19 protein-coding genes and 1 tRNA gene are annotated in these 22,187 nt (G+C 59.6%); 12 read left to right on the top strand and 8 right to left on the bottom strand.

Annotation, left to right across the window (positions count from 1 at the left end):
* Positions 1 to 31 precede the first annotated feature (31 nt).
* Both J7416_RS03935 and J7416_RS03930 read right to left on the bottom strand, forming a co-directional pair.
* Complete coding sequence (locus J7416_RS03935; RefSeq protein WP_209223258.1) at positions 32 to 277, bottom strand: hypothetical protein; 246 nt, start codon at positions 275 to 277, stop codon at positions 32 to 34.
* Positions 278 to 828: 551 nt separating this feature from the next.
* Positions 829 to 4,449 carry a vitamin B12-dependent ribonucleotide reductase gene (locus J7416_RS03930; protein ID WP_209223256.1) on the bottom strand — a complete coding sequence of 1,207 codons (3,621 nt, stop codon included), beginning with the start codon at positions 4,447 to 4,449 and terminating at the stop codon, positions 829 to 831.
* Between the two features lie 535 nt (positions 4,450 to 4,984).
* Here J7416_RS03930 and J7416_RS03925 point away from each other — a divergent pair.
* Positions 4,985 to 5,413, top strand: a complete 429-nt coding sequence (locus J7416_RS03925; protein WP_247744091.1) for a hypothetical protein — start codon at positions 4,985 to 4,987, stop codon at positions 5,411 to 5,413.
* Positions 5,414 to 5,423: 10 nt separating this feature from the next.
* Here the strand turns inward: J7416_RS03925 and J7416_RS03920 are convergent.
* The 4 genes from J7416_RS03920 to pdxH all read right to left on the bottom strand — a co-directional run bounded on the left by J7416_RS03920 (position 5,424) and on the right by pdxH (position 7,273).
* Positions 5,424 to 5,500 (bottom strand) — tRNA-Pro (locus J7416_RS03920).
* Positions 5,501 to 5,543: 43 nt separating this feature from the next.
* Positions 5,544 to 6,011: a DUF192 domain-containing protein gene (locus J7416_RS03915; RefSeq protein ID WP_209223253.1), complete on the bottom strand. Its 468-nt coding sequence runs from the start codon at positions 6,009 to 6,011 to the stop codon at positions 5,544 to 5,546.
* Between the two features lie 7 nt (positions 6,012 to 6,018).
* Positions 6,019 to 6,546, bottom strand: coding sequence for a cold shock domain-containing protein (locus J7416_RS03910; RefSeq protein WP_170424566.1), 528 nt, complete (start codon positions 6,544 to 6,546; stop codon positions 6,019 to 6,021).
* 121 nt (positions 6,547 to 6,667) lie between these two features.
* Positions 6,668 to 7,273 carry a pyridoxamine 5'-phosphate oxidase gene (pdxH, locus tag J7416_RS03905; RefSeq protein WP_209223251.1) on the bottom strand — a complete coding sequence of 202 codons (606 nt, stop codon included), beginning with the start codon at positions 7,271 to 7,273 and terminating at the stop codon, positions 6,668 to 6,670.
* A 135-nt stretch (positions 7,274 to 7,408) separates the two neighbouring features.
* Between pdxH and fabI the strand changes: the two genes are divergently transcribed.
* The 5 genes from fabI to trpE all read left to right on the top strand — a co-directional run bounded on the left by fabI (position 7,409) and on the right by trpE (position 13,412).
* Entirely contained in the window at positions 7,409 to 8,215 is an 807-nt protein-coding gene (fabI, locus tag J7416_RS03900) for an enoyl-ACP reductase FabI (protein WP_209223249.1), read from the top strand.
* Positions 8,216 to 8,220: 5 nt separating this feature from the next.
* Entirely contained in the window at positions 8,221 to 8,730 is a 510-nt protein-coding gene (gene gpt / locus J7416_RS03895; protein ID WP_209223247.1) for a xanthine phosphoribosyltransferase, read from the top strand.
* 57 nt (positions 8,731 to 8,787) lie between these two features.
* The gene (locus J7416_RS03890; RefSeq protein WP_209223245.1) at positions 8,788 to 9,963 is read left to right on the top strand and encodes an aminotransferase; all 1,176 of its coding nucleotides are present in this window, start codon (positions 8,788 to 8,790) and stop codon (positions 9,961 to 9,963) included.
* An 83-nt stretch (positions 9,964 to 10,046) separates the two neighbouring features.
* On the top strand, positions 10,047 to 11,888 hold the full coding sequence (locus J7416_RS03885) for a peptidyl-prolyl cis-trans isomerase (RefSeq protein ID WP_209223243.1): 1,842 nt from the start codon (positions 10,047 to 10,049) through the stop codon (positions 11,886 to 11,888).
* Positions 11,889 to 11,900: 12 nt separating this feature from the next.
* Positions 11,901 to 13,412: an anthranilate synthase component I gene (trpE, locus tag J7416_RS03880; RefSeq protein WP_209223241.1), complete on the top strand. Its 1,512-nt coding sequence runs from the start codon at positions 11,901 to 11,903 to the stop codon at positions 13,410 to 13,412.
* Positions 13,413 to 13,457: 45 nt separating this feature from the next.
* Here the strand turns inward: trpE and J7416_RS03875 are convergent, their stop codons facing one another.
* A complete protein-coding gene (locus tag J7416_RS03875) occupies positions 13,458 to 15,059 on the bottom strand; it encodes a divergent polysaccharide deacetylase family protein (protein WP_209223238.1) in 1,602 nt (533 codons plus the stop codon).
* Between the two features lie 195 nt (positions 15,060 to 15,254).
* Between J7416_RS03875 and J7416_RS03870 the strand changes: the two genes are divergently transcribed.
* From J7416_RS03870 to lexA, 6 genes are all read left to right on the top strand, one after another.
* Positions 15,255 to 15,836, top strand: coding sequence for an aminodeoxychorismate/anthranilate synthase component II (locus J7416_RS03870; protein WP_209223237.1), 582 nt, complete (start codon positions 15,255 to 15,257; stop codon positions 15,834 to 15,836).
* Positions 15,833 to 16,852 (top strand): anthranilate phosphoribosyltransferase, encoded by a 1,020-nt coding sequence (gene trpD / locus J7416_RS03865; protein ID WP_209223234.1) that lies wholly within the window; start codon positions 15,833 to 15,835, stop codon positions 16,850 to 16,852. Before J7416_RS03870 ends, trpD begins: the two co-directional genes overlap by 4 nt.
* On the top strand, positions 16,849 to 17,661 hold the full coding sequence (gene trpC, locus J7416_RS03860) for an indole-3-glycerol phosphate synthase TrpC (protein ID WP_209223232.1): 813 nt from the start codon (positions 16,849 to 16,851) through the stop codon (positions 17,659 to 17,661). Before trpD ends, trpC begins: the two co-directional genes overlap by 4 nt.
* Entirely contained in the window at positions 17,661 to 18,134 is a 474-nt protein-coding gene (moaC, locus tag J7416_RS03855) for a cyclic pyranopterin monophosphate synthase MoaC (RefSeq protein ID WP_209223230.1), read from the top strand. Before trpC ends, moaC begins: the two co-directional genes overlap by 1 nt.
* A complete protein-coding gene (gene glp / locus J7416_RS03850; RefSeq protein WP_209223228.1) occupies positions 18,131 to 19,303 on the top strand; it encodes a gephyrin-like molybdotransferase Glp in 1,173 nt (390 codons plus the stop codon). Before moaC ends, glp begins: the two co-directional genes overlap by 4 nt.
* A 78-nt stretch (positions 19,304 to 19,381) precedes the next feature.
* A complete protein-coding gene (gene lexA / locus J7416_RS03845) occupies positions 19,382 to 20,080 on the top strand; it encodes a transcriptional repressor LexA (protein ID WP_170424540.1) in 699 nt (232 codons plus the stop codon).
* On the opposite strand, the gene J7416_RS03840 is transcribed toward lexA, so the two are convergent.
* A complete protein-coding gene (locus tag J7416_RS03840) occupies positions 20,074 to 22,119 on the bottom strand; it encodes a ComEC/Rec2 family competence protein (protein ID WP_209223226.1) in 2,046 nt (681 codons plus the stop codon). The genes lexA and J7416_RS03840 overlap by 7 nt on opposite strands.
* Positions 22,120 to 22,187 lie beyond the last annotated feature (68 nt).

Genomic DNA, 22,187 nt, shown 5'->3' with positions numbered 1-22,187 from the left:
GGGGGAACGGGCCGCCGATGCCATCGCGGGATCAGCCGTTGCTGGGCGGTAGCAAACCTGCTTCCTGCGCGACGGCAATTTCATCCGCATCCAGCGACCCGTCGCCATTGGCGTCCATTGCCGAGAAACCATCGGCGTCAACATCGGGCAGAATGGCCTGGACCTCTTCTATGGTCAGAACCCCGTCACCATTGGTGTCTGCTGATGATTGCGCTGCGGCGATTGCGGGCAGACCAAGGGCGAATGCGGAAATGATTGCCAGGTTTTGCGGTTTCATTGTGATGCCTCCTAAGTGGTATTTGTGTGTGTGTTTTCGTCCGGACAGGCACCACAAACACCCAAACGCCTGAGGTCGTCACCCCACCCCCGACGCGCCGTCGAATTCGCGCCATTCTCCGCGTGTTTGTCCGAGTCGCGTCTGCAATCAACCGCTGGGCGAAATCGACAATTCGCGTTTCGGCGGTTCTTGCCCGATGCCTCAGCGGCGTTCCGGCAAAGCCCTGCCCAAATCGCTGAGTCGGTGCAGGAAAAAAGAAAGGGGGCCGAAGCCCCCTGTCAGTTTCGCCTTCCAGGCTCATTTCGTTGACCGCCCGGTGTTTTTTTGCCTGCGGCCTGGACTGCGCATGGGACGAGCGCACCCGCCCCGTGAAAGAGTGGGAGGGAGCAAATATTCCGCCCCACCCTGTTCCCGGCCAACACGGGCATGTCGGCCGAGTGGACCAAGGCATATTTGGTAAGTCTAAATGCCTTGATCCGTGTTCGTCGGGGTCGGTTACCTAGGGCAGCGTCCGACCCCTACACCCCGGGGTGCCGGGGCGTTAAATCCTGTCAGCTACACCCGCTTGTTGCGCCGCAGGTGTTGCACTTCATGCAGGTGCCGTTGCGCACCAGCGTATAGTTTCCGCATTCGCCGCAGGGGTCGCCCTCGTACCCTTGCATCTTAGCTTTGGTGCGAGCGTCCATGGTGGTCGCCGTGGCCGCTTCGATGGTAGGCGACTGGAATACCGCTGCGGTTTCCGCCATCCCTGAGGCGTCGCTCTGACCGCCATTCAAAGCCATCAAATCCTGTGGCAGTCGCTTGCGCAGATACCCGGTCGAGCTGATTTGTTTCAGCACTTCCAGTGACTTGGACGCCGCACTTTCGCTGATTTCCGAGACGTTCGAGACGCCCTCTTCCTCGCCCCGACCCAGATCATCAAAGGTCGCGCCTTCGGGTTTCACATGGGCCAGATCGGTGCGGTCCAGATAGGACACGGCCAGTTCGCGGAAGATGTAATCCAGGATCGACGTCGCGTTCTTGATCGAGTCGTTGCCCTGCACCATGCCCGCCGGTTCGAACTTGGTGAAGGTAAAGGCATCCACGAACTCCTCCAGCGGCACGCCGTATTGCAGGCCGACCGAGACTGCGATGGCAAAGTTGTTCATCATCGCGCGGAAGCCAGCGCCTTCCTTGTGCATGTCGATGAAGATCTCGCCCAGTTGGCCGTCTTCGAACTCACCGGTGCGCAGATAGACCTTGTGGCCGCCGACGATTGCCTTCTGGGTATAGCCCTTGCGGCGATGTGGCAGTTTCTCGCGATGGCTGCGGATCATTTCCTTGACCACGACCTTCTCGATCACCTTCTCGGCCAGAACGACGGCTTTTTCCTGTGTCGATCCGCTTTCCAGCACTTCCGCTGCTTCGTCATCATCCTCGACCAGTGCCGCCGCCAGAGGCTGCGACAATTTCGAGCCATCACGGTAAAGCGCGTTGGCTTTCACACCCAGCGACCAGCTGAGTTCGTAGGCCTTCTGGCAATCCTCGATGGTCGCGTCATTCGGCATGTTGATCGTCTTCGAGATCGCGCCCGAGATGAAGCTCTGCGCCGCTGCCATCATGGTGATGTGGCTATCAACCCCAAGGAAACGCTTGCCTTTCTTGCCGCACGGGTTGGCGCAGTCGAAGATCGAATAATGCTCTTCCTTCAGATGCGGCGCGCCTTCCAGCGTCATGGTTCCGCAGACGTGATCGTTGGCTGCGTCGATATCCGCCTTGGTAAAGCCCAGATGGCGCAGCAGGTCGAAGGTCGGATCATTCAGCTTGGTCGCTGGGATGCCCAGAACGCCGGTGCAGAAATCCTCACCCAGTGTCCACTGGTTGAACACGAACCGGATGTCGAAGGCGCTTTCCAGCGCGGCATCCACCTTGGCCAGCTCGTTCGGGCCAAAGCCATGACCGGTCAGCGAGGTGTGGTTGATCCCCGGCGCGTTGCCGATGGTGCCGTGACCGACAGCGTAGCTGACGATCTCTTCGATCTGCGACGAGGAATACCCCAGCTTTTCCAGCGCCGACGGCACCGAGCGGTTGATGATCTTGAAGTATCCGCCGCCCGCGAGCTTCTTGAACTTCACCAGCGCAAAGTCCGGCTCGATCCCCGTGGTGTCGCAATCCATCACCAGACCAATGGTGCCGGTCGGTGCGATCACGGTCGCCTGTGCGTTGCGGTAACCGTTCTTCTCACCGAGGCTCAGCGCTTCATCCCAGGCCGACATGGCCAGATCGATCAGACGCTTGTCGGGGCAGTTGCCGTGGTCCAGAGGCACCGGCTTGACCGCCAGTTTCTCATAACCCTCGGTCACACCCTGCGACGCGCGGCGGTGGTTGCGGATGACACGCAGCATGTGGTCGGCGTTGCGCTCATACCCTTTGAACGCGCCCAGCTCACCTGCAATCTCAGCCGAGGTCGCATAGGCCACACCGGTCATGATCGCGGTCAGCGCGCCACAGATTGCCCGACCCTCATCCGAGTCGTAGCTGTAGCCCATGTTCATCAGCAGGCCGCCGATATTGGCATAACCCAGGCCCAGCGTGCGGAAGTCATAAGACAGTTGCGCGATTTCTTTCGACGGGAACTGCGCCATCGTCACCGAGATTTCCAGCGTCAGGGTCCACAGGCGCGATGCGTGCATGTAGTCCGCCGCCTGGAAATCACCATCCTTGAGGAAGGTCAGCAGGTTCATCGACGCCAGGTTACAGGCCGTGTCATCCAGGAACATGTACTCCGAGCACGGGTTCGAACCGCGAATCTCACCGTCTTCGGGGCATGTGTGCCATTCATTGACGGTGTCGTGGAACTGAATGCCCGGATCGGCACAGGCCCATGCCGCATGACCGACCTTTTCCCACAGATCGCGGGCCTTGACGGTCTTGGCGACCTTGCCATTGGTGCGGTTGATCAGCTCCCAATCCGCGTCTTTCTCAACAGCGGTCAGGAACGCGTTGGTCACGCGGATGGAGTTGTTCGAGTTCTGGCCCGAGACCGAGCTGTAGGCTTCGGAATCCCAGTCCGTGTCGTAGGTCGGGAACTCGATGCTGTCGTGGCCCTGCCGCGCATAGTCCAGCACGCGCTTGATGTAAGTTTCTGGGATCGCGACCTTTTTGGCTTCGCGCACAGCGGATTTCAGGCTGTCATTCTTGTTGGGATCATACGCATCGTCTTGCGCGCCGTCCCAGCTGCGGATGGCCTCGAAAATGCCGTTCAGCATCTTCTCGTGCATCTTCGATCCGGCAACGATCGAGGCCACCTTTTGCTCTTCGATCACCTTCCATTCGATGAATTGCTCGATGTCCGGGTGATCTGCATCGACGATCACCATCTTTGCTGCTCGACGGGTTGTTCCGCCTGATTTGATCGCGCCAGCGGCGCGGTCGCCGATCTTGAGAAAGCCCATGAGGCCCGAGGACTTGCCGCCACCCGACAGCGCTTCGCCTTCTGCGCGCAGATGGCTGAAGTTGGTCCCGGTACCCGAGCCGTATTTGAACAGGCGCGCCTCGCGCACCCACAGATCCATGATGCCGCCTTCGTTCACCAGATCATCATCGACGGACTGGATGAAGCACGCGTGCGGTTGCGGATGCTCATACGCGGATTTCGATTTGGTCAGCTTGCCGGTTTTATAGTCGACATAGTGGTGCCCCTGCGCCGGGCCGTCGATTCCATAGGCCCAGTGCAGACCGGTGTTGAACCACTGCGGGCTGTTCGGCGCAGCGCGTTGGGTCGCCAGCATATAGCGCATCTCATCAAAGTAGGCGCGCGCGTCTTCTTCGGTCGAGAAGTAGCCACCTTTCCAGCCCCAATATGCCCAGGCACCGGCCAGACGATCGAAAACCTGCTTCGAGGAGGTCTCTCCATCGAATTCTGCGCCATCAGCCGGAACCGAGCGCCACAGGAATTCAGGAACGTCTTTTTCTTTTACTTTCTTGAGCTTGGAGGGCACGCCTGCCTTGCGGAAATACTTCTGCGCAATGACGTCGCTTGCCACTTGGCTCCAGCTTGAGGGGACTTCAATATTGTCCAGTCGGAAAACGATGGTTCCATCCGGGTTTCGGATTTCGGATGTCGCCGAGACAAAGTCCAGCTCTGCGTAAGCATCCTGCCCCGATTTCGTAAACTTCCTGTCAATCTTCATGTCCGCCGCCTATATTCAATTCACTTGTCCAAGGACGTCAGGTCCGGGGATACGAACCGATCGCCATGCCGTAATATCGGGCGTAATCAGCCGGTCGCCGCAATCCGCAGCGCAAAACCGACCCAACGGTGCACGTGAGTATGATGTGCTTTCCGACCCTCGCCCTGTGCCATATTCTGGTTTTGCTACCAGATTTAGTGGCCACCCTTCCGGCCTATACAACTTGACGTATCCACCCATAGATCGTCAACGGCATTTTTAAGTCATTTTTGATATCTTTTGTGTTGACCCGTATTTGAATCTGCCCGGTCGACGGCCATGCTCCGATTCCTCCACAGATTCATCCCCTGCAAGTCATCCTACTAAGGAGAAACCTCCAGCCCGATTAACTGTTTTTCCCGGCACAGTTAGCAGCATTTTGTAAACCAGGGTTATGATGATCAGAGTGGATAGGAATCACGGCGCGGCTATGTTCAGATCGAATGTGATGAAAAAGTTCTGATGGGCTGCATTGAAGGGAACAGGGTATATGGTGATGTTGCGTTTGCTACCGGTACTGGCCCTAATCGTGGCGTGCACACCACAAGATGTGCCCCCTCCGACGCGCAGCGCGCAGTTCGACACTTTCCCCAAAAAACTATTCGAAACCTTCGAAATCAGCTGTGGTGGCCCCGGTGAACGCTTTGAAAAAACGGGGAATCGAATATTTGAATGTACCGAGCTGCTGCCGCCGGACACCACGGCCTTCCTGATTCTCAATTATGACGGCTACCCGCAGGATCTGCCCAAAAGCGTGATGCGGCTGACCTCAACCAAGAATGCGCGTGGGTATCGCGTGGACGCAGACCTGTACTTCAACGTCCCGCGCCGCACCGGTCCAGCGGTCCAGGTGCCTGTAGAAAGTGAAACGCTGGATAAGGCGCTTGGCGCGCTTTACCAAGCGATGGGTGGTTCACCAACGTAAGTGAGAGAAGTGGTCGGGGCGGCAGGATTCGAACCTACGACCCCCTGTACCCAAAACAGGTGCGCTACCAGACTGCGCCACGCCCCGGACCGTGCGCCTTCCTAACGATGCCGATCTGATTTGAAAAGCCCTAACAGGACCAAATTGCCGGACCTTCGGAAAAAATTTCGTGCCGCATCACGGTTCCCGGCTGGATCGCGTAGCGCGCAGCCAGACCGGCGTTGATTTCCAGCACAGCAAAAACGGAATCGCCGCCTTCGATCGGGGTCAAATCACCGGGAATCGCGCCTTGATGGACTCGGGTAACCACCCCTGCCCGGTCCAGGAAAATGATGTCGAGGGGAATCAGCGTGTTCTTCATCCAGAACACAACGGGCTGCGGCGGATCGAACACGAACAACATGCCAGAGCGGTTGGGCAACGACTCGCGGAACATCAGCCCCCGAGAGCGTTCTTGCGGTGTAATCGCCAATTCGATGTTGAAACGAATCTGGGCCGAATCATTCTTGATGTCGATCCGGTCTGCCTGACATGCCGCCCAAGCCATTCCGGACCAAAGCAACAAGGATGCAACAAGACCCGGAAAAAACTTAGACATCAATCACTCAGTCATCCAGGGCAGCTTCCCAAGCGAGAACCTGTGCCGCCATTCGTCCACGTTTGCCATCGATGACTCGCATCGCCAGCGCTTCGCCCGGCTGCAAATCGGACAGGCCCGAGCGGCGCAGAACCTCGATGTGCAGGAACACGTCCTCGCCACGGCCGAACACGTTGGCAAAGCCAAAGCCCTTGCCTTTGTCAAACCACTTGACCCGCGCAGCTTCAAGCGGGGCCGCCGCTATCTCGACCGGGTCGAGTTCAGCGAAATCGGCCAGCATCATGGTATCGGTTCGCGCAGGCGGATCGACGCTGATGACTTCAACCGCCTGAACGCCGCGGTCGGTGCGATGAGTCATGATCTCAATGCCGGCACCATCCGCGACCGAGCTTTGGCCGAAATTACGCAACACGTTGACATGCAACAAAATATCAGGACCGCCCTCGTCGGACACAACAAATCCGTAACCCTTTGCAGGGTCGAACCATTTCACGTGTCCACGGACGCGGTACATATTGTTCAGGTCTTCTGGCACGGTGTTCCCATCGCGAAAATTACCATTTCGTTAAGGGTCCGATGTGTATGGGAATGACACGCAAATTCAAGCTGAAAAAATCTTTTCATTTCGGTCGTTTGCATTTCACGATACGCGAATGTCATGGATTCAACCTCTGTATCTGCCAGTCGGAACCCTCCTGATCCCGCTGCCACCGGAACCTATCATGCAACCGAAAGGCCCCATCGGCCCAAAATTCAATTTCGGTTGGTACCAGTCGATATCCCCCCCAGAACGGAGGACGTGGCGGATTCGGTCCAAGTTTGGCCGTGACCTTGGCCACCTCGGCCATCAGTGCCGCCCGACTGCTGAGAGGCTGAGACTGCTTGGACGCCCAGGCCCCCAATCGGCTTTTGAGCGAGCGTGAGGCGTAATACTCATCCGCCTGCGGCCCACTTTCTTTGGTGATTGTACCACGAACCCGGATTTGCCGCCGCAGTGATTTCCAGTGCATCACAAAAGCGGCCTTCCCGGCGCTATCCAACTCGGCCGCCTTGGCACTTTCATAGTTGGTGTAGAATACAAATGCCGCAGGTTCGATTTCTTTCAACAAAACCATACGCACGTTCGGCATGCCATCCGGGTCAACGGTTGCAAGGGCAATCGCGTTCGGATCGTTCGGTTCTTTGTCTTTGGCCTCGGCCAGCCACCGCTCCGCTATTACAAACGGGTCAGCGCCGGCAAAAATGCCGTCACGTTCGCTCATTCCCATCCCCTGGAAACCAATTACCGGTACCCTAGGGCGAGAACCTGCCACGGGCAAGAGCGCGCGGCCTTGAAGCAGCGCACCCAATGGCATAAACCATCCCAACATGACGCGAAGACAGGCGGAGAACCGAACATGGCAAATCAGTTGATGGCCGGCAAACGCGGCCTCATCATGGGACTGGCCAATGATAAATCAATCGCATGGGGAATAGCCCGCGCCTTGTCCGAATCCGGAGCAGAGCTGGCATTTTCCTACCAAGGGGACGCACTTAAGAAACGCGTGGATCCGTTGGCCTCGCAATTAGGCAGCGACATTGTGCTGCCGTGCGACGTCAGCGACGAAGGGTCAATCGACGCTCTGTTCACCGCGCTGGAAGAGAAATGGGGCAAGCTGGACTTTGTCGTTCACGCCATCGGCTTTTCCGACAAGAACGAATTAAGGGGCCGGTATGTTGACACCTCGCGCGCGAATTTCAAACTGACCATGGATGTGTCGGTCTATTCCTTCACGGCCGTGATGCAGCGTGCCGAAAAAATGATGTCCGAAGGCAGCAGCGCAATCACCCTGACCTACTACGGCGCTGAACAGGTGATGCCGCACTATAATGTAATGGGTGTCGCGAAAGCCGCGCTTGAGGCATCGGTCAAATATCTGGCCGAGGATTTGGGCAAGGACGGTATCCGTGTGAACTCGATCTCGGCCGGTCCGATCAAGACCCTGGCCGCCAGCGGGATCGGCGACTTCCGGTACATTATGAAATGGAACGAGTATAACTCGCCCCTGCGTCGCAACGTGACCATCGACGATGTCGGTAAATCGGCACTTTACCTGCTGTCTGATCTCAGCAGCGGCGTGACCGGTGAAAACCTGCACGTGGATTCGGGTTATCATATCGTCGGCATGAAAGCCGTCGACGCCCCCGACGTGGAAAAGGGCTAAGGATCATGAGCGCGAAAGATCGTCTGCCTCACGAAAAAGGGTTTCACATCAGCTGGGATCAGATTCACCGTGATTCCCGCGCGTTGGCCTGGCGTCTGGACGGGCAAGGCCCGAACGATGGCGCATGGCGCGCGGTTGTGGCCATCACCCGCGGCGGCATGGCCCCCGCGATGATCGTCAGCCGTGAACTGGACATTCGCACCGTCGACACGATCAGCGTGCGCTCATATCACCATCAGGAACAAGGCGAAGCCGAGGTCCTCAAGGCCCCGGATGCCGAGCTGATGGGTGACGGCGAAGGTGTTTTAATCATCGACGATCTGGTCGACAGCGGCAAAACGCTGGAACTGGTGCGCGATCTCTACCCCAAGGCGCATTTCGCAACGGTTTACGCCAAACCCAAAGGCCGCCCGATGGTGGATACATTCATCACCGAGGTCAGCCAGGACACCTGGATCTTTTTCCCTTGGGATATGGCCCTGCAATATGTCGAGCCCTATCGCGGCACAGACTGAAAACGCCCTCTGATCCCAAAGGGCATGAGGCGCAGCACCTTAAAGTACAGGCACGTCATGACCCACTCCCGCACAACGGCAACTTTTGCGCCTCCGGTCATGGAGGCGCGGCGCTGGCTTGAGGGGGTGACCTTTCCGGCCGACCGCCCGCTGATCAATGTCAGTCAGGCTGCGCCGGTTGATCCGCCGCCTTTGGCGCTGCGCGAAGAGATTGCCCGTTTTGCGGTGACCGAAGACAGTGCTCATTTGTATGGGCCTGTTCTGGGCAATCCAAACCTGCGTTCAGAACTCGCGCGTCAGATCGGGCTGCACTATGACGCGCAGGTTGCCAGCGAACAGGTGGCGATCACCTCAGGCTGCAATCAAGCTTTTGCCGCTGCAATCACCGCGATCACCGATCAGGATGACGAGGTGATCGTGCCGACGCCGTGGTATTTCAATCACAAAATGTGGTTGGATATGGCCGGGGTCCGGTCCGTTGATTTGCAAACCGATGACACGCTGCTGCCCGATCCGGCGATGGCCCGGTCCCTGATCACCGACAAAACCCGCGCCATTGTTCTGGTCAGCCCCAACAATCCCGGTGGCGTAGAATACCCTGCGCCGCTGGTTCGCGCTTTCTTTGACCTTGCGCAGGAACACGGCATCCGTCTGATCGTGGATGAGACCTATCGGGATTTCGACAGCCGCAGCGGCCCTCCGCATGATTTGTTTTCTCAATCCGACTGGGACCAGACCCTGATCCACCTGTATTCCTTTTCCAAGGCGTACAGGCTGACCGGCCACCGTGTCGGAGCGATCGCAACGAACCCGGCTTTTCTGTCCGAGATCGAGAAGTTTTTGGATACCGTCGCCATTTGCCCCGGCCAGATCGGTCAGCACTCCGCGTTGTGGGGGATGCAGAACCTGTCTCAGTGGCTGGCCGGAGAACGGGACGAAATCCTCGACCGCCGCGCCGCAATCACCGAGCTTTTGCCCCGTCTTAATGACAAGGGCTGGCGGCTGTTGGGGCTGGGCGCGTATTTCGCCTATTTCGAACACCCTTTCGACATTCCGTCAGATGAACTGGCCCGGCGGCTGGTAACTGAGGCGGGCATCCTGTTACTGCCCGGCACCATGTTCTTGCCGCAGGATGACCCGGCCGGGAAACAGCAGGTGCGCATCGCGTTTGCCAATCTGGACCGCGCCGGAATACAGCAATTGTTCGACCGGCTGGCCGCTCTGTCCTTCTGAGCTTGCCCCCCGACCGCACGCGTCGTATTCAGGGCCGCAACCGACAGGGCAGATACCTGCCGACAAAGCACAAAGAGGGCACGATGGCCGCAGGCATGAAAAACCTATCGAAGACCTTTGTCTGGATTCTCATGGGCCTTTTGATGCTTGGCCTGGCAGGGTTCGGCGCAACAAGCCTGACCGGCACCGTTCGCACGGTCGCCCAGGTCGGGAACGAGGATGTTTCGGTCGACGAATATGTGCGCGAGCTGCAGCGTGAAATCCGTGCGGTTGAACAACAGACCGGCCAACCCCTGCAGATGTCGCAGGCCGTCGAGTTCGGTCTGGACCGTTTGGCCCTGTCGCGCCTGACCGCTCTGGCTGCGCTGGACAACGAAGTCGGCGAGCTGGGTATCTCGATCGGTGACGAAAACCTGCAAAAGGAGATCGTTGCAATCCCGGCCTTCCAGGGTGTCAACGGCACCTTCGATCGCGAGGCCTATCAATTCCAGCTGGATCAGATCGGCATGTCCGATACTGAGTTCGAATCGGATCTGCGCAAGGAAACATCCCGTACCATCGTACAAAACGCGGTCGTCAGTGGCGTTCGCATGCCGGAAACTCTGACCCAGGTGCTGACCGACTACGTCGGTGCGCGCCGCAGCTTTACGGTCGCGACTGTTTCCCCCGATGCGCTTCCTACGCCCATCGGGGCACCCACTGATGCACAGGTGCAGGAGTTCTATGACGAGAATACCCAGCTGTTCACCCTGCCCCGCACCAAGAAGATTACCTATGCCATCCTGTCTCCGGAAATGCTGCTGGATCAGGTCGAAATCGACGAGGACGCGGTTCAACGTCTATACGACAACCGCGCCGCCCAATATCAGCAGCCCGAGCGTCGTTTGGTCGAACGCCTGACCTTTCCGGACGAAGAAGCAGCCCAAAGCGCCATGGCCCAGCTTGAGGTCGGCGGCACAACCTTCGAACAACTGGTCCGCGATCGTCAACTTGAACTGAGCGACATCGACTTGGGCGATGTAACCCGCGAAGACCTGGGCGAGGCTGCCGAGGGTGTCTTTGCCGCGGATCTGGACACTGTCGTTGGCCCTCTGCCGTCGACATTTGGCCCTGCGCTGTTCCGCATCAACGGATCACTCGCGGCCAACAACACTTCACTGGAAGACGCCGCCCCCGAACTGCGTGAAGAACTGGCCGCCGACCGCGCCCGTCGTCTGATCGAGGCGCAGGCCGAGGACATCAATGACCTGTTGGCCGGAGGTGCGACGCTGGAAGAGCTGGTCGCGGAAACCGAGCTGGAACTGGGTCAGATTGACTGGACCGCCCAAAACGGCGAAGGCGTCGCGGCCTATGACGGGTTCCGCAGTGCTGCCGAGGCTGTTCAGGATGGTGACTTCCCCGAGGTTGCCTTCCTTGAAGACGGTTCGATCTTTGCCCTGCGCCTGAACGAAGTGCTGGAGCCCCGGCCTGAACCTCTGGAAACTGCGCGCGACCGTGTGGTTGCCGCGTGGACGCAGGCAGAAACAAACAAAGCGTTGGAAGAACAGGCAAATACTGTGTTGGAACAGGTTCAGGCTGATGGCGATTTCACGGCCACCGGATTGCCGTTCCGTGTCGAAAACGCCCTGACCCGCACGGCCTTTCTTGAGGACGTGCCTGCCGATTTCATGACTCAGGTCTTTGAGATGGAACAGGGCGATCTGCGCGTCATTCCGGGCGCTGGCACCGCGTTTGTCGTGCGCCTGGAAGAGCTTCTGCCACCCGACGAAACCGACGAGCTGCGTCAGGTCAAAGACGCCCTGGCCACTCAGTTGGATCAGGCCCTGGCCCAGAACATCTTTGACGCTTTCGTCCGCGACGCGCAGGTCCGTGCCCGCCCCGTGGTGGATCAGCAGGCCCTGAATGCCGTTCAGGCGAGTTATTAAACGAGACCGCTTATGGCATTGATCCCAGAATTCGACAGTTTCACCCGCGCCTACGAGGCTGGCGAGAATCAGGTTGTTTATACGCGCCTTGCGGCTGATCTGGACACTCCGGTGTCGCTGATGCTCAAGCTGACGGGCGCGCAAAAAGACGCGTTCATGCTGGAATCGGTCACTGGCGGCGAGGTACGCGGCCGGTATTCGATCATCGGGATGAAGCCAGACCTGATCTGGCGTTGCCATGGCGAGACCTCAGCGCTGAACCGCTCGGCCCGTTTCGACCCCGAGGCTTTCACGCCGCAGGACGGCAACCCGATGGACAATCTGCGGGCGCTGCTGGCCGAAAGCAAGATCGACCTGCCGGATGATCTGCCGCAGGCGGCTGCCGGGCTGTTTGGCTATCTGGGCTATGACATGGTCCGTCTGGTGGAATACCTGCCCGACGTGAATCCCGATCCTCTGGGCCTGCCAGACGCGGTCATGCTGCGCCCGTCTGTCGTGGCGGTGCTGGACGGTGTGAAAGGCGAAGTCACAGTCGTGTCCCCGGCCTGGGTCAGCGAAGGCCAATCGGCCAAGGCAGCATACGCTCAGGCCGCCGAACGTGTGATGGACGCCGTGCGCGATCTGGAACGCACCATGCCTGCCGAGACCCGCGATCTGGGGGACGCCTCCGAGGTGGCTCCGCCGGTGTCGAACTTTACCAAGTCCGGCTACATGGAAGCGGTTGAAAAGGCCAAGGAATATATCCGCGCGGGTGACATCTTTCAGGTTGTCCCGGCGCAGCGCTGGACGCAGGAATTTCTCCTGCCGCCCTTTGCCCTGTACCGCTCGCTACGGCGCACAAACCCGTCGCCGTTTATGTTCTACTTCAACTTCGGCGGTTTTCAGGTCGTCGGGGCCAGCCCCGAGATTCTGGTCCGCGTCTTTGGGGATGAGGTCACCATCCGCCCCATCGCAGGAACCCGCCCGCGCGGCGCAACGCCAGAAGAAGACAAGGCGAACGAGGTCGATCTGCTGGCCGACAAGAAGGAACTGGCAGAGCACCTGATGCTGCTGGATCTGGGTCGCAACGACACGGGCCGCGTGGCCAAGATCGGCACGGTGCGCCCGACCGAAGAATTCATCATCGAGCGCTATAGCCACGTCATGCACATCGTCTCGAACGTTGTCGGTGAACTGGCTGAGGACAAAGATGCGCTGGACGCCTTCTTTGCGGGGATGCCCGCGGGCACGGTCTCGGGTGCGCCGAAAGTGCGCGCGATGGAGATCATTGATGAGCTGGAGCCGGAAAAGCGCGGTGTCTATGGCGGCGGTGTCGGCTATTTCAGCGCGGGCGGCGATATGGACATGTGCATCGCTCTGCGCACTGCCATCGTGAAGGACCAGAAGCTCTTTATCCAAGCCGGTGGCGGCGTGGTCTATGACAGCGACCCCGAGGCCGAGTTCATGGAAACCGTTCACAAATCGAACGCCATTCGGCGAGCTGCCGCGGATGCGGCGCGGTTTACAGGTTCTGGCAATTCCTAAAAGTAACGGCTGATCAACGCGATCAGCCGTTTTGCTTTGTGGGAGTTACTGAACTTCTTTCATCATGACCGCTGAAATCGGGGCCATGGCCACACGGCCGCCCCGGTCCTCGAGACCCCACAGCAACAGAGCCGAGATCGTGTCAGGGCGCAGACGGCCCAGCATCACCACAGTGCCTTGCTGCCCCGCGCGGAACGCGGCTTGGTCCAGAAACCGCCGCATGATCTTGGGATCCTGGCGCGCGCCATCAATATCGCGGAAGATGACACCCGAAGGCACTCCGTTGCGCGCGGCCAGTTTTTGGACAGTGTTCAAACCATTGTCCTGCGTGATCAGACCCCGCCCGGTGTCGCCGGCAATGGCAGCAACCTGATCTGCCAGTTTGCGGTTGCCCTGAATCCCGGTATCCACGCCTTCCAAAATGCCGACAGTTTCCGGCAAGGTATCCAACCAAACGGCCATCGAGACTTCGGCGTCCTGCGCGCTGGCGGCTTTGGGCAGATCGGCAAGGGCCAGAACTTCGAACCCGGCCTCGCGGTGACGGGCCATCTTTTCTGCCGCCTCTGGATCCGACGGGCTGACGGCAAAGCTGAGCGGATAGGGGAAATCCTTCAGCGCCTCAGCCCCAAACGCGCCTTCGTCGTCGATCAGAATGATAGACATGAGCGGCTTGGATTCGGGGTTTTCGAACTTGGCCGCGTAGGCATCAATGGGTTTGCCGGGTTGGATGACCACCGCCTGATCGGCCTCTGCCGCCGGCGCGTCATCGCGTTCAGTCAGTGGAACAACGCGCGTGCCAACGGTGAGGCCCGCGGTTTCAGTCTCTTCTCCACCGATCTGAGGAACGGCTGCAAGACGCGGCAGTTTACGCAATTGCAGGTCTTCTTCCCCTTCGACGGCGATCGGGTTGTCTGTCAGCGGATCAACTTCGGGCTCTTGCGGTTCAACTGTGACCGGCTCGGGTTGTTCCTCTGGCTGGATCGCCGCTATCTCGGGCTGCGGCTCGGGCGCGACCTCAGTCTCGGCGACCTCGGGTTCGGTGACTTCCGGCTCGGCGATTTCGGGCTCAGGCTGAACCTCAGCACTTTCGGGCTCGGGTTGTACCTCAACCCCTTCGGGCTCTGGCAGAACCTCAACAACCTGAGGTGCCGGCTGTGGTTCGACCTCGACGACAGTTTCCTCTTCTTCAACCGCTGCAGGCGGTTCTGGGGCAGTCTCGGCAACAACAGGTTCACCGTCGGAACTGGGCGAAGGCTGAATAGGCGCTGGCGCCTGTGGCACAACCGGGGCCTCGGTCGAGACCGTTTCATCCGTTGTCTCCGGAATCTCGGCCCCTTCGACCTGTGTAACGGTTTCGTTGATCTGGGGCTGGGCCTCTGGCGCGGCTTCGACTTCGTCCAGGCCGCTCAGCGTATCCGTTTGCTCGCCGCTCACATCCGGGGAAATCGGCGGTACAGTCACCAGATCGGCATCCGCCACGGTTTCGGCCGCGTCAGTATTGACCTCGGGCGCCTCAGCCGGAGCAGGCTCGGGCGCCTCAGCGGTCACAACCGGTTTTCGGGTCAAAGGGGTGTTCAGGGACAGTACCGCGCCAAGCAGCACCACAACGACCGCCCCCGCGATCATCCCGCCTAAAAATCCGCCCATCTTAACTGCCTCTCGCCTTCATCGTGCTTCGATCGCCTCAACGCCGTTTTTCGCGCCTTTGGCCTGCGATTGCGCTGGGAACAGGATGTCCTCTTGACGCTGCCCCGCAAGCCTGAGCATGTATGTCCCGACATTATACCGTGGCAAAGGGCTGCATCGCCAGTCTGAAATGCCTAAGCCGAGACAAGTGCCCAAATGCTGCTGCTGATCGACAACTACGACTCGTTTACTTACAACCTCGTACACTATTTAGGCGAACTTGGCGCCGAAATGGTCATTCGGCGAAATGACGCCTTGGATGTGCAGGAAGCAATGGCCATGAACCCGGCTGGCATCCTTCTCAGCCCCGGTCCCTGCGATCCGGATCAAGCCGGGATCTGTCTGGCCCTGACCGAAGCCGCGGCTGAGACCAAGACGCCGCTGATGGGTGTGTGCCTTGGGCATCAGACGATCGGTCAGGCCTTTGGAGGCGATGTCATCCGTTGTCATGAGATTGTCCACGGCAAGATGGGCACCATGCACCACACCGGAAAAGGGGTGTTTGCCGGGCTGCCGTCCCCGTTTGAAGCGACACGTTATCATTCGCTGATCGTTGACCGCGCCACCCTGCCCGATTGCCTTCAGATCACGGCAGAGCTTGAGGACGGCACAATCATGGGCCTGCAGCACAAAGAGCTTCCCATTCATGGCGTTCAGTTCCACCCCGAATCCATCGCTTCCGAGCATGGCCACGCCCTGCTCAAGAATTTCCTGTCCGAGATGAAAGTTCCCGCATGAGCGACGCTCTGAAACCGCTGATCGGAGCCGCCGCCGACCGGCCCCTGACCCGCGCCGAGGCTGAACAGGCCTTTGGTATCTTGTTTGACGGCGAAGCCACACCCAGCCAGATCGGCGGGCTTTTGATGGCCATGCGCACCCGTGGTGAAACCGTGGAGGAATACGCCGCGGCTGCGGCCGTGATGCGCGCCAAGTGCAATGCGGTGCAGGCACCGGCCGGGGCGATGGACATCGTCGGCACTGGCGGAGACGGTAAAGGCACCCTGAACATCTCGACCGCAACCGCCTTTGTTGTGGCGGGTGCAGGCGTCACCGTTGCAAAGCACGGCAACCGCAACCTGAGTTCGAAATCCGGTGCAGCAGATGCATTGGGACAGATGGGCATCAACGTGATGGTCGGCCCGCAAACTGTTGAAAAGGCCCTGCAAGACGCCGGTATCGGCTTTATGATGGCGCCTATGCACCATCCTGCGATTGCCCATGTCATGCCCAGCCGGCAAGAGCTTGGGACGCGCACGATTTTCAACATCCTCGGCCCACTCACGAACCCGGCCGGGGTGAAACGCCAGTTGACCGGCGCATTCAGCCGCGACCTGATCCGGCCGATGGCTGAAACGCTGGGTCTTTTGGGGGCCGAACATGCCTGGTTGGTGCACGGATCAGACGGGACCGACGAGTTGACCATCACGGGCGTAAGCTGGGTCGCCTCCCTCGAGGATGGCGTGGTCAAAGAGGTCGAACTGCACCCCGAAGATGCAGGACTGCCCGTTCATCCGTTCGAAGACATTCTGGGCGGAACGCCCGAAGAAAACGCCGTCGCCTTCCGCGCGTTGCTGGATGGCGCGCCGTCGGCCTATCGTGATGCGGTTCTGCTGAACTCTGCCGCGGCTCTGGTCGTCGCGGATGCAGCCGACGACCTGAAAGACGGCGTCGCCAAGGCAAAAGACAGCATCGACAGCGGAAAAGCCAAAGACAAAATCGCGGCACTGGCCCGAATAACGCAGGAGGCCGCATGACCGAGACGGTTCTGGACAAGATCAAAGCTTATAAACTGGAAGAAATCGAAGCCGACAAGGCCGCAAAACCGCTTGCGACGCTGGAAGGCGAAGCCCGCAGCGCCCCCGAGGTCCGCGGATTTGCTGACGCCTTGCGCACCGCCGCACGCCGGGGGTACGGTTTGATTGCCGAGGTCAAGAAAGCCAGTCCTTCCAAAGGCTTGATCCGCCCGGACTTCGATCCACCTGCGCTGGCCCAGGCCTATGAAGAAGGTGGGGCCGTCTGTCTGTCGGTATTGACCGATACCCCAAGCTTTCAGGGCGCCAAAGAGTACCTGACCGCTGCCCGCGCGGCGACCTCGCTGCCTGCCTTGCGCAAGGATTTCATGTACGACCCGTATCAGGTGGTCGAGGCACGCGCCTTGGGGGCTGACTGCATCCTGATAATCATGGCCTCGGTCGATGACGAACAGGCTGCGGAACTGGAACAAACCGCTTTTGACTGGGGCATGGACGTTCTGATTGAGGTTCACGATCGGGAAGAGCTTGAGCGGGCCTCTCAGCTGAAAAGCAGCCTGATTGGTATAAATAACCGCAATCTCAAGACCTTCGAGACGTCTCTTGATACGACCCGGCACTTGTCCAAGCTGGTGCCAGCCGATCGGACAATCGTGTGCGAAAGCGGTCTGAGTACGCCCGAGGACCTGGCCGACATCGCCCGCTATGGCGCGCGTTGTTTCCTGATTGGTGAAAGCCTGATGCGTCAGGATGACGTTGCAACCGCAACCCGCCACCTGCTGGCCAATCCGCTGATCCCCGGAGTGATGTGATGCCGCTCACCCATTTCGACGCTCAGGGGCAGGCTCATATGGTTGATGTCTCGGACAAAGAGGTTACCGACAGGGTCGCCGTCGCAGCTGGTAATATCAAGATGGCGCAAGACACCTTTGACCTGATTTCCGAGGGCCGCGCCAAAAAAGGCGATGTGCTGGGCGTTGCGCGTCTTGCGGGCATCATGGGGGCCAAAAAGACACCCGATCTGATCCCCCTGTGTCACCCACTTCCGGTCACGAAGGTTTCGGTCGAGCTGACATTGGACCCGGACTTGCCCGGCGTTCAGGTGCAGGCAACGGTCAAGACATCCGGCCAGACCGGCGTCGAGATGGAGGCGCTGACCGCAGTCTCAACCGCTGCGCTGACAGTCTATGATATGACCAAGGCCGTGGACAAGGCGATGGAGATTGGCGGCATTCGTGTCCTCCTGAAAGATGGCGGTAAATCAGGACGTTACGAGGCGACATGATCACCGTCGAAGAGGCCCGCGCGCTGCTATTTGATCTGGTCTCGCAACTGCCAAGCGAAACAGTCGCGCTGTCTGACGCTGCTGGTCGCGTTCTGGCACAGGACGTTCAGGCCACGCGCGATCAGCCCCCGTTTGCAGCCTCTTCCATGGACGGCTACGCAGTGAAATCCACCGAAGTCGAGCTGCATGCGATGTTCAAGGTCATCGGTGAGTCAGCCGCCGGGCGAAGTTTTCAAGGCTCGGTCGGCCCCGGCCAGGCCGTGCGTATTTTTACGGGTGCACCGATTCCCGAAGGCGCTGATTTCGTTGTAATCCAAGAAGATACAGAGCGTCGTGGAGATCTGATTACGATCTCGGACCTGCCCGGCCCCAAAACCAATATCCGCCCGGCGGGTGTTGATTTCACCGCCGGAACCAAAATCTCGGCACCGCGCCGACTACGCGCAGAAGATGTCGCCCTGATGGCCGCGATGAACATCGCCGCTGTGCCCGTTGCACGAAAGCCGGTGATCGCACTGATTTCGACCGGGGATGAGCTGGTGATGCCTGGCGAGGTTCCGGGCCCCGACCAGATTATCGCGTCGAACACCTTTGGCCTGAAGGCGTTGCTGGAAGAGGCCGGTGCCCATGTCCGCATCCTTCCCATCGCTCAAGACACGGTTTCGTCTTTGCGCACCGCGTTCGAACTGGCGGAAGGGGCCGATCTGGTTGTCACCATCGGCGGCGCTTCGGTTGGTGACTACGATCTGGTGTCCGATGTCTCGACCGGTTTGGGAATGGAGCAGTCGTTCTACAAAATCCGCATGCGTCCCGGCAAACCCTTGATGGCGGGTCGGATTGGTCAGACGGCAATGGTTGGATTGCCGGGAAACCCTGTGAGTGCAATGGTTTGCGGCTATCTCTTCCTGTTGCCAATGGTGCGCCGAATGCTGGGAGCCGAGCAGGTTCTGACTCCGTTTCAAACCGCGCACCTGACAGAGCCATTGGCCGAGAATGGCCCGCGCGAGCACTATATGCGCGCGATCCGTGACGAGGCCGGTATCCGCGCCTGCCCCGATCAGGACAGTTCGCTGCTCAGCGTTCTGGCGCAAGCGAACGCCCTGTTGGTCCGCCCACCGCACGATCCGGCGCGGCCCGCTGACGATGAGGTTCAGTACCTGCCAATCTGAGGCGCGTTCAAATCCGTTGACACAAAACGTGAACATGCGTAGAACAAAAGAAAACGCATGACCGACGAGGTGTGAGCAATGCTGACCAAGAAGCAGTTGGATTTGTTGGAATTCATCCACAAACGCGTTCAGGCGGACGGTGTTCCGCCCAGTTTCGATGAAATGAAGGCCGCGTTGGACCTAAGGTCCAAGTCTGGCATCCACAGGCTGATCACGGCGCTGGAGGAGCGCGGGTTTATCCGGCGACTTGCCCACCGCGCGCGCGCCATCGAAATTGTCAAACTGCCCGAAAGTTTGGGTGGCGAACCCACTGCGGCCTTCAAGCCGCGCGTGATTGAGGGCGACCGGCCCTCTGGTCCCCGCCCTGCGAATTTTGAACCGGTGACCGTGGATGCGATGGAGTTGCCTGTGATGGGTCGCATCGCCGCCGGTGTGCCGATTGAGGCGATCAGCCACGTTTCCCACCGCGTCGCTGTACCGGGCACAATGGTGTCGGGCAAGGGCGAACACTACGCATTGGAAGTGCGTGGGGATTCGATGATCGACGCCGGGATCAATGATGGGGACGTCGTGGTAATCCGCGAAACTTCGGTCGCGGATAATGGTGACATCGTGGTTGCACTGGTCGAGGATCAAGAGGCCACGCTGAAACGGTTCTTCCGGCGCGGTCAGGCCATCGCGCTTGAGGCCGCCAACCCGGCGTATGAAACCCGCGTTCTGCCCGAAGAAAAGGTCAAGGTGCAGGGTCGGCTTGTCGGTTTGATCCGCAGTTATTGACCCAGCTTGAACACCCGGTCCTCGCGGGTACGCGGGGACCAAAGTCTGTTTCCAATCGCCTCGGCGCTTGTTGTGATCTTGCCATCCATCAGTGCCAGACTACCCGTTTTCAACAGGCGCTTGGGGTCGAACACTTCGCAGCCTCCGCTCAGATCCAATGCCACCGCTGAGACGACAATCTGATTGTCCTTGCAGTCGGTAACCCCCTGTGCGGCACGTTTTCCCGTGACGTGCAGAACCTCTTTGCCCAGCCAGTCCACACGCTGAACGCCCCCCGTTGACTGCGGCCAACGGTTGGCGGCCTGGGGCTGTTCGGCTCCGTCGCCGTCATTCTCCAACCAGACGGTGGCGACGAAGCCGCTCCCTTTTTTCTTGCTTAGGGCCCGGCCCTGTTCGGTCATGACCCCAACAAGCCCGCCCGTATCCGCGATCAGAATATCGGGGCGCTGACCCTGCCCCCACAGCAGCAATGCCGCAACAACTGGTATGGTACCGGCCCATTTAACGCGCCCTTGCCACAACGCGACCCACAGCCCGCCAAGCGCGATCATCGGCAGAACGTAATGCGGTGGGCTGACCACATACCCTTGCGCCCCGTCCAGACCCGACACCCATTCCGAGACCGTCAGTATCCACTCTAACCCCAACCCCATGGCCATCAGGGGCAACGCCTCAAGGCCAATCGGGGCCAGCAAAGCAGCGACCACGGCGGATGGCACCACAATCGTGCCCATCACAGGCACGGATAGCATGTTGGCCAAAAGACCATAGTGGGACATCGTGTTGAAATGTGCGGCACCGATCGGCGCGGTTGCCAGCCCCGCAATGGCCGAGGACATCAACAACCCGGCAACAGGTTTCAACCAGTTCGGCCCCGGCATCGGCCCAAAATCTCGCAAGGCTCCGAATACGGCCACAAGTGCGGTGGTCGCGGCGAACGACATCTGGAAACCGGGACTCAGAAGGGATTCCGGACGTAACACAAGAACGATCAGCGCGGCGACGGCGACCGCGCGCAGGGAAATCGCGCGCCGGTCGATCAGGATCGCACCCAACATGACGCTGGCCATGACGAAGGCGCGTTCTGTCGCGACGTTTCCACCAGACAACAACAGATAGATCGTACCGGCCAGGATCGCGCAGACCGCCGCCAATTTGCGAATTGGAAACCGCAGGGCCAACACCGGTATCGCCGAGAACAGCACGCGGCACATCAGAAACACAAATCCGGTCAACAAACCCATGTGCAAACCCGAAATCGCCAGCAAGTGCGCAAGGTTCGAAGCACGCAGGAATTTCAGTGTTTCTTGCCCCATCCCACTGCGATCGCCCGTGGTGACGGCGGCGGCGAATCCCCCAGCCTCACCGGGCAGGATCGCTTGGACATGGTCGGAAATTGCCATCCGCCAGGCAGTGACCCTGACACCCTCGGGCTGCGGGGGCGCGGCGATCAGAACGGGAACGCGCGTGTATCCGACTGCCCCAAGCCGTTGAAACCAGGCATGTCGTCTGAAGTCAAAACCGCCGGGCTCGACTGGTCCTTGTGGTGGGGACAGATGGGCCGTTGTCATGATCCTTTGACCTGGGAACAGTGATCCTGCGCCACCGTGCAGGGAAAGCCGGACGCGCTGCGGCCGCCGATCTTTTGGCACATCCCCTATGCGCACCTGATCCAGCGTTACCCGCAGCGCATCCGACGCAGAGCGATCCATGGCCACGACCCGCCCCTCGACCGGGCCGTAGTAGCGCCATGACAGGACCGGCTCTGCCACCGTATGGGCGCGTGCACCCACCAGAATGAACCCGGCCGCGATCAGCGCCCCCCCTGTTACCAACGTAGCCCAGCCAGTCGGCAGCCTGCGCGCCATCCCCAGGCAAATGACCGCCGCAGCCGAAAGACCTGCGTAGGTTCGCCAATCCGGCTCAAACCGGAGGCTGAAGTACAGACCAATGCCTACAGCCAGACACACCGGAGACCACTGAAACAAATACCCTGTCTGGTTCAGCAATGCGGTCTCGACCCGTGCCAGAATACGCATGGTTGCCCCCGTCCTTCGGGCTCGTTAGACAGGCGCCAATCTATGCCCGACACGGTTACCAAAAGGTT

Origin of the sequence: Ruegeria sp. R14_0 (assembly GCF_017743975.1) — a bacterium.
Classification (GTDB): domain Bacteria; phylum Pseudomonadota; class Alphaproteobacteria; order Rhodobacterales; family Rhodobacteraceae; genus Ruegeria.
The sequence above is the reverse complement of the archived record's forward strand: the minus strand, read 5'-3'. Positions and strand labels throughout refer to the sequence as shown.